Origin of the sequence: Streptomyces sp. NPDC007162, assembly GCF_040634175.1 — a bacterium.
Lineage (GTDB): Bacteria > Actinomycetota > Actinomycetes > Streptomycetales > Streptomycetaceae > Streptomyces.
The window spans coordinates 1-8,138 of sequence record NZ_JBEYFC010000409.1; the positions used below are offsets into that span (position 1 = coordinate 1).

General features: G+C 69.0%; 5 protein-coding genes. 2 read left to right on the forward strand and 3 right to left on the reverse strand.

The annotated features are described in order from the left end of the window. Positions 1-82: 82 nt before the first annotated feature. The 3 genes from glpK to ABZ646_RS34235 form a co-directional block, all read right to left on the reverse strand. Entirely contained in the window at positions 83-1,624 is a 1,542-nt protein-coding gene (gene glpK / locus ABZ646_RS34225) for a glycerol kinase GlpK (RefSeq protein WP_360527721.1), read from the reverse strand. 54 nt (positions 1,625-1,678) lie between these two features. Further along, positions 1,679-2,473, reverse strand: a complete 795-nt coding sequence (locus ABZ646_RS34230; protein WP_360527724.1) for an MIP/aquaporin family protein — start codon at positions 2,471-2,473, stop codon at positions 1,679-1,681. Between the two features lie 378 nt (positions 2,474-2,851). After that, positions 2,852-3,616 carry an IclR family transcriptional regulator gene (locus ABZ646_RS34235; protein ID WP_046734457.1) on the reverse strand — a complete coding sequence of 255 codons (765 nt, stop codon included), beginning with the start codon at positions 3,614-3,616 and terminating at the stop codon, positions 2,852-2,854. 382 nt (positions 3,617-3,998) lie between these two features. Between ABZ646_RS34235 and metH the strand changes: the two genes are divergently transcribed. Beyond that, a complete protein-coding gene (metH, locus tag ABZ646_RS34240) occupies positions 3,999-7,514 on the forward strand; it encodes a methionine synthase (RefSeq protein WP_360527727.1) in 3,516 nt (1,171 codons plus the stop codon). A gap of 130 nt (positions 7,515-7,644) precedes the next feature. After that, a partial coding sequence (locus tag ABZ646_RS34245) for an HAD family phosphatase (protein WP_360527730.1) occupies positions 7,645-8,138 on the forward strand: 494 nt, incomplete at its 3' end.

The window sequence follows — 8,138 nt, forward strand, 5'->3', positions numbered from 1 at the left end:
ACGGACTGCAGGGTGGACTGACTGGTCATGTCGGGTTCTTACTCCTCGTCAGAGCTCGATCGGGAGAGCTGGTGCGCTCTCGTCAGCTCTCGTCTTCGTCGATCCAGCCCATGGTCCGGTCGACGGCCTTGAGCCAGTTCTTGTACTCACGGTCGCGGGTCTCCGCGTCCATGCGGGGGGTCCATTCGGCGGCCCGGCGCCAGTTGGCGCGCAGTTCGTCGGTGCTGGACCAGAAGCCGACGGCGAGGCCGGCGGCGTAGGCGGCACCGAGGCAGGTGGTCTCCGCGACCATCGGGCGCACCACGGGCGCGTCCAGGACGTCGGCGAGCTGCTGCATCAGCAGGTTGTTGGCGGTCATGCCACCGTCGACCTTCAGGGTCACCAGCTCGTCGCCGGAGTCCTTGGTCATGGCGTCCGCGATCTCGCGGGTCTGCCAGGCGGTGGCCTCCAGGACCGCGCGGGCCAGGTGCGCCTTGGTGACGTACCGGGTCAGGCCGGCGATCACACCGCGGGCGTCGGAACGCCAGTGCGGGGCGAACAGACCGGAGAAGGCCGGTACGAAGTAGGCGCCGCCGTTGTCCTCGACCGAGAGCGCGAGCGTCTCGATCTCGGCCGCGGTGGAGATCAGGCCCATCTGGTCGCGCATCCACTGCACCAGCGAGCCGGTGACGGCGATCGAGCCCTCCAGCGCGTACACGGTCGGCTGCTCGCCGATCTTGTAGCCGACCGTGGTCAGCAGGCCCGCGTAGGAGTTGATGATCTTGTCACCGGTGTTCATCACCATGAAGGTGCCGGTGCCGTAGGTGGACTTGGTCTCGCCCTCGGAGAAGCAGGTCTGGCCGAACAGGGCCGCCTGCTGGTCGCCGAGCGCGGAGGCGACCGGGATGCCACCGAGCAGGTCGCCGAGCTTGCCTCCGGTGACCTCGCCGTAGACCTCGGCGGAGGAGCGGATCTCGGGCAGGATCTGCAGCGGCACGCCGATGGACTCGGCGATCTTCTCGTCCCACTGCGTGGTGTGCAGGTTCATGAGAAGGGTGCGGGAGGCGTTGGTCACGTCGGTGACGTGCTTGCCGCCGTTGACACCGCCGGTCAGGTTCCAGATGACCCAGGTGTCCATGGTGCCGAAGAGGATGTCGCCCGCCTCGGCGCGCTCCTTGAGGCCGTCGACGTTGTCGAGCAGCCAGCGGGCCTTGGGGCCGGCGAAGTAGGAGGCCAGCGGGAGGCCGGTCTCGCGGCGGAAGCGGTCCTGGCCGACGTTGCGGCCGAGCTCGCGGCAGAGGGCGTCGGTGCGGGTGTCCTGCCAGACGATGGCGTTGTGGACGGGCTCACCGGTGTTCTTGTCCCACAGCACGGTGGTCTCGCGCTGGTTGGTGATGCCGATGGCCTTGATGTCGTCGCGGGTGATGCCGGCCTTCTGGATGGCGCCGGCGACGACTTCCTGGACGTTGGTCCAGATTTCGTTGGCGTTGTGTTCGACCCAGCCCGGCTTGGGGAAGATCTGCTCGTGCTCCTTCTGGTCGACCGAGACGATACGGCCGTCCTTGTCGAAGACGATGCAGCGGCTGGAGGTCGTGCCCTGGTCGATGGCGGCGATGAAGGGGCCTGCGGTGTGAGCGTCGGTCACTGTGTGCTCCTCGAAGATCCGTGGTGGACAGGCGGTACGGCGCGAGCCTGTGTCTTAAGCGAAGGCGACGTTGTAGATGCCTGCCGCGATGGCTCCGCCGATCAGCGGACCGACCACCGGGATCCAGGCGTAGCTCCAGTCGGAACCGCCCTTGTTGGGCAGCGGGAGGAGCGCGTGCACGATACGCGGGCCGAGGTCACGGGCGGGGTTGATGGCGTAACCCGTCGGGCCGCCGAGCGACAGACCGATCGAGACGACCACCAGGGCGGTGATCAGGCCGCCCAGCACGCCGAGGCCGTTGCCCTTGTCGTTGAGGCCCTGGGTGAGGACCGCGAGGATCAGCACGACGGTGCCGATGATCTCCGTGGCGAGGTTCTGCACCGCGTTCCGGATCTCGGGACCGGTGGAGAAGATGCCGAGGACCGGTCCCGCGCCCTTCTCCTGGGCCTCGACGGCCTTGGCCGAGGTGGCCTGCGCGCCCGGACCGCCGACGATCTCCTTGTCGGTGAGGTGCGCCTGGAACTGGCCGTAGTAGGCGACCCACACCAGGGAGGCGCCGATCATCGCGCCGAGCAGCTGTCCGGCGAAGTAGACCGGGACGTTGCTCCAGTCGCTGTTCTTGATCGCGAGAGCGACCGTGACGGCCGGGTTGAGGTGGGCACCGGACAGCGGTCCGGAGATGTAGACGGCCGTCAGGACGGCGAAGCCCCAACCGAAGGCGATGGCGAGCCAGCCGGCGTTACGGGCCTTGGAGGCCTTGAGCGTGACGGCGGCGCACACGCCACCGCCGAGCAGGATGAGTATGGCGGTACCGATGGTCTCGCCGATGAAGATGTCGGAGCTGGACACCCGCGACTCCTTTGTCCTTCGTCCAGGGAAGCCGAACCCCGAGTCCCTTCGGGGTGTTGGCGCCCTCGGGGGTGAGAGCGAATCCGGCCCTTGGCGTTGTCACACTCTAGCGCGTATTGCCGGTAGGTGTTCGACAATGCCGACCGATGGACGGGAGTCTCGCCCCGGCGTCGCACGCGCGTCAAGGGTTCTGTTATCGAAAGCACGATCGTTATTGATTGCTGTGAGTTATCGATCTTTGTCGGACTCACGGGGCCGGAAATGCCACAGAGCACCCACTGAACTGCGGTTATGTCCTGCTTTGTCTCATTCAGGGTACGACTGAGGCCGGTCCACCGACAGGCGAACCGGCCTCGAACGACGATCAGCGGCAGACGGTCAGAACCGCCCCGCGCCCAGGTCCCGCGACACCGCACGGGCGCAGTCCCGCACCGCCGCGATCAGCTCCGGTGTCAACTCCCCGTCCCGGCACAGCCTTTCCACCGCCCCCGTGATGCCCACCGCGCCCACCGGCATCCGCCGCCGGTCGTGGATCGGTGCCGCCACCGACGCCACGCCCTCCCAGGTCTCCTCCACGTCGGCCGCGTACCCACGCGCGCGCGTGATGTCGAGGATGTGCTCGAACGCGTCCAGCTCGCACGTCGTACGGTCCGTGAAGGGTTTGCGGTCGGCCTCCAGGGCCTCGCTGTGCGCGACGGGGTCGTAGGCCGACAGCACCTTGCCCAGGGCCGTGGAGTGCAGCGGCTGCATCGCCCCGATCTCCAGCACCTGCCGGCTGTCGTCCGGCCGGAACACGTGGTGCACGATCAGCACGCCCTGCTGGTGGAGAACGCCCAGGTAGACGCTCTCCCCGCTGGAACGGGCCAGGTCGTCCGTCCACACCAGCGCCCGCGCGCGCAGTTCGTGGACGTCCAGGTAGGTGGTGCCGAGCCGGAGCAGTTCCGCGCCCAGCTGATAACGCCCCGACGCCTCGTCCTGCTCCACGAACCCCTCCAGCTGGAGGGTGCGCAGTATGCCGTGGGCGGTGCCCTTGGCGAGACCCAGTGACGAGGCGATGTCCGACAGGCCGAGCCGCCGCTCGCCGCCCGCGAGCAGCCGCAGCATCGCGGCCGCCCGTTCGAGCGACTGGATGTTCCGTGCCATCGCCGTCCTGCCTCCGTCCCCTGTGGAACTCTCCGTCACGACCGCCGTAACCGGTGTTCGGCAATGTCGAACACTACCGGTCCATGTCGACTCCCCGCCAATGGTCGGTCGACACCTGTTACATCACACGTGGCGGACCGGCCACCTCGGCCGGGCACCCGTGACCACTCCGTGACGGGTCCGGGCGGATCGCCCGGACCCGTGCATGATCCGCCACCACCAGGCCATACGTCGCTGATCGGCACCTGCCTCACTCGTCCGCCACATGGACGCCCTGCCCATCCAAGCCCACTGCCGGTTACGCTGGCGCGGTGCGTCCGTACCCGGGTGAGCCCGGGGAAACCGCATAGCCGACAGCCGTCGCATCCAAGGGAGCCCCTTCATGGCCTCGTTGCCACCGTCCCCTTCCGCCGACAGCCGGACCCGGGTGTCCGCGCTCCGAGAGGCGCTCGCCAGCCGCGTGGTGGTCGCCGACGGAGCCATGGGCACCATGCTCCAGGCGCAGGACCCCACGCTCGAGGACTTCCAGCAGCTCGAAGGCTGCAACGAGATCCTGAACCTGACCCGCCCCGACATCGTCCGCTCGGTCCACGAGGCGTACTTCGCCGTGGGCGTCGACTGCGTCGAGACCAACACCTTCGGGGCCAACCACTCGGCCATGGCCGAGTACGACATTCCCGAGCGCGTCCACGAGCTGTCCGAGGCCGGTGCCCGCATCGCCCGCGAGACCGCCGACGACTTCACCGCCCGGGACGGCCGCCCGCGCTGGGTCCTCGGCTCCATCGGCCCCGGCACCAAGCTGCCCACCCTCGGCCACGTCCCGTACGTCACCATCCGCGACGGCTTCCAGCAGAACGCCGAGGGCCTGCTCACCGGCGGCGCCGACGCGCTGATCGTCGAGACCACCCAGGACCTCCTGCAGACCAAGTCCTCGGTGCTCGGCGCCCGCCGCGCCATGGACGCGCTCGGTGTGCAGGTCCCGCTCCTGGTCTCGATGGCCTTCGAGACCACCGGCACCATGCTGCTCGGCTCCGAGATCGGCGCCGCGCTGACCGCGCTGGAGCCGCTCGGCATCGACATGATCGGCCTGAACTGCTCGACCGGCCCCGCCGAGATGAGCGAGCACCTGCGCTACCTCACCCGGCACTCACGCATCCCGCTGCTGTGCATGCCGAACGCCGGTCTGCCGGTCCTCACCAAGGACGGCGCGCACTTCCCGCTCGGACCCGAGGGCCTGGCCGACGCCCAGGAGAACTTCGTCCGCGACTACGGCCTCTCGCTCATCGGCGGCTGCTGCGGCACCACCCCCGAGCACCTGCGCCAGGTCGTCGAGCGCGTCCGGGACGTCACCCCGCCCGAGCGCAGCCCGCGCCCCGAGCCCGGCGCCGCCTCCCTCTACCAGACGGTCCCGTTCCGCCAGGACACCTCCTACCTGGCCATCGGCGAGCGCACCAACGCCAACGGCTCCAAGAAGTTCCGCGAGGCCATGCTGGCCGCCCGCTGGGACGACTGTGTGGAGATGGCCCGCGAGCAGATCCGCGAGGGCGCCCACATGCTGGACCTCTGCGTGGACTACGTCGGCCGCGACGGCGTCGCCGACATGGAGGAGCTGGCCGGCCGCTTCGCCACCGCCTCCACCCTGCCGATCGTCCTCGACTCCACCGAGGTCGACGTCATCCGGGCCGGCCTGGAGAAGCTCGGCGGCCGCGCGGTCATCAACTCCGTCAACTACGAGGACGGCGACGGCCCCGACTCCCGGTTCGCGAAGGTCACCAAGCTCGCCCGCGAGCACGGCGCCGCGCTGATCGCGCTGACCATCGACGAGGAGGGGCAGGCCCGCACCCCCGAGAAGAAGGTCGAGATCGCCGAACGGCTGATCGACGACCTCACCGGGAACTGGGGCATCCACGAGTCCGACATCCTCATCGACACCCTGACCTTCACCATCTGTACCGGCCAGGAGGAGTCCCGCAAGGACGGCATCGCCACCATCGAGGCGATCCGCGAACTCAAGCGCCGCCACCCGGACGTCCAGACCACCCTGGGCCTGTCCAACATCTCCTTCGGTCTCAATCCGGCCGCCCGCATCCTGCTGAACTCCGTCTTCCTCGACGAATGCGTCAAGGCGGGCCTGGACTCGGCGATCGTGCACGCCAGCAAGATCCTCCCGATCGCCCGCTTCAACGAGGAGGAGGTGCGGACCGCCCTCGACCTCATCCACGACCGCCGCACCGAGGGCTACGACCCCCTCCAGAAGCTGATGCAGCTCTTCGAGGGCGCCACCGCAAAGTCCCTCAAGGCCGGCAAGGCCGAGGAACTGGCCGCCCTCCCGCTGGAGGAGCGCCTCAAGCGCCGCATCATCGACGGCGAGCGCAACGGCCTGGAGGCCGACCTCGACGAGGCCCTGGAGACCCGCGCCGCCCTCGACATCGTCAACGAGACCCTGCTCGACGGCATGAAGGTCGTCGGCGAGCTGTTCGGCTCCGGCCAGATGCAGCTGCCCTTCGTCCTGCAGTCCGCCGAGGTCATGAAGACCGCCGTCGCCCACCTCGAACCGCACATGGAGAAGTCGGACACCGAAGGGAAGGGCACCATCGTCCTTGCCACCGTCCGCGGCGACGTCCACGACATCGGCAAGAACCTCGTCGACATCATCCTCTCCAACAACGGCTACAACGTCGTCAACCTCGGCATCAAGCAGCCCGTCTCCGCGATCCTGGAGGCCGCCGACGAGCACCGCGCCGACGTCATCGGCATGTCCGGCCTGCTGGTCAAGTCCACGGTGATCATGAAAGAGAACCTGGAGGAGCTCAACCAGCGCGGCCTCGCGGCCAGCTACCCGGTCATCCTCGGCGGCGCCGCCCTCACCCGCGCCTACGTCGAGCAGGACCTGCACGAGCTCTACGAGGGCGAGGTCCGCTACGCCCGCGACGCCTTCGAGGGCCTGCGCCTGATGGACGCCCTCATCGGCGTCAAGCGCGGTGTGCCCGGAGCCGTCCTGCCGGAGCTGAAGCAGCGCCGGGTCCGGCAGGCCGCCACCGTCGAGGTCGAGGAGCGGCCCGAGGAGGGCCATGTCCGCTCCGACGTCGCCGTCGACAACCCGGTGCCCACCCCGCCGTTCTGGGACACCCGCGTCATCAAGGGCATCCAGCTCAAGGAGTACGCCGGCTGGCTCGACGAGGGCGCCCTGTTCAAGGGCCAGTGGGGCCTCAAGCAGGCCCGCACCGGCGAGGGACCGTCGTACGAGGAACTCGTCGAGACGGAAGGCCGGCCCCGGCTGCGCGGGCTCCTCGACCGGCTCCAGACGGAGAACCTGCTGGAGGCGGCCGTGGTCTACGGCTACTTCCCGTGCGTCTCCAAGGACGACGACCTGATCATCCTGGACGACCGCGGCAACGAACGCACCCGGTTCACCTTCCCCCGCCAGCGCCGCGGCCGCCGCCTCTGCCTCGCCGACTTCTTCCGCCCGGAGGAGTCGGGGAAGACGGACGTGGTCGGCCTCCAGGTCGTCACCGTCGGCTCGCGCATCGGCGAGCAGACCGCCAAGCTGTTCGAGGCCAACGCCTACCGCGACTACCTCGAACTGCACGGCCTGTCCGTCCAGCTGGCCGAGGCCCTCGCCGAGTACTGGCACGCGCGCGTGCGCTCCGAACTCGGCTTCGCCGGCGAGGACCCGGCCGACGTCGAGGACATGTTCGCCCTGAAGTACCGGGGTGCCCGCTTCTCCCTCGGCTACGGCGCCTGCCCCGACCTGGAGGACCGCGCCAAGATCGCCGACCTGCTCCAGCCGGAGCGCATCGGCGTCCACCTGTCCGAGGAGTTCCAGCTGCACCCCGAGCAGTCCACGGACGCCATCGTGATCCACCACCCGGAGGCGAAGTACTTCAACGCGCGCTGAGCGGTACGCCGACACCGAGACGTGTCACACAGAGCACACTGATCGGATAAGTCGTACACTGGTCGGTCCACAGCAGGCCGGTTCCCCGCATGGGAACCGGCCTGCTCGTCCCTCAAGGAGGTGCGCCCGGATGACCAGCACGGTCCCCGCGCTCGGAACCCGTACGGCCGAAGGCTCGGCCCTGCAAGCGGTCCTCCTCGACATGGACGGCACCCTGGTGGACACCGAGGGCTTCTGGTGGGACGTCGAGGTCGAGGTCTTCGCCCGTCTCGGCCACGCCCTCGACGACTCCTGGCGCCATGTCGTGGTCGGCGGTCCCATGACCCGCAGTGCCGGTTTCCTCATCGAGGCCACCGGGGCGGCCATCACGCTCGCCGAGCTCAGCGTGCTGCTCAACGACGGCTTCGAGGAGCGCATCGGCGCCGCCCTGCCGCTGATGCCGGGCGCCCGGCGACTCCTCGCCGAACTGTTCGAACAGCAGATCCCGACCGCCCTGGTCTCCGCCTCGCACCGGCGCATCATCGACCGCGTCCTGACCGTGCTGGGCCCGCAGCACTTCACCCTGTCCATCGCAGGCGACGAGGTCTCGCGCACCAAGCCCTACCCGGACCCCTACCTCCTCGC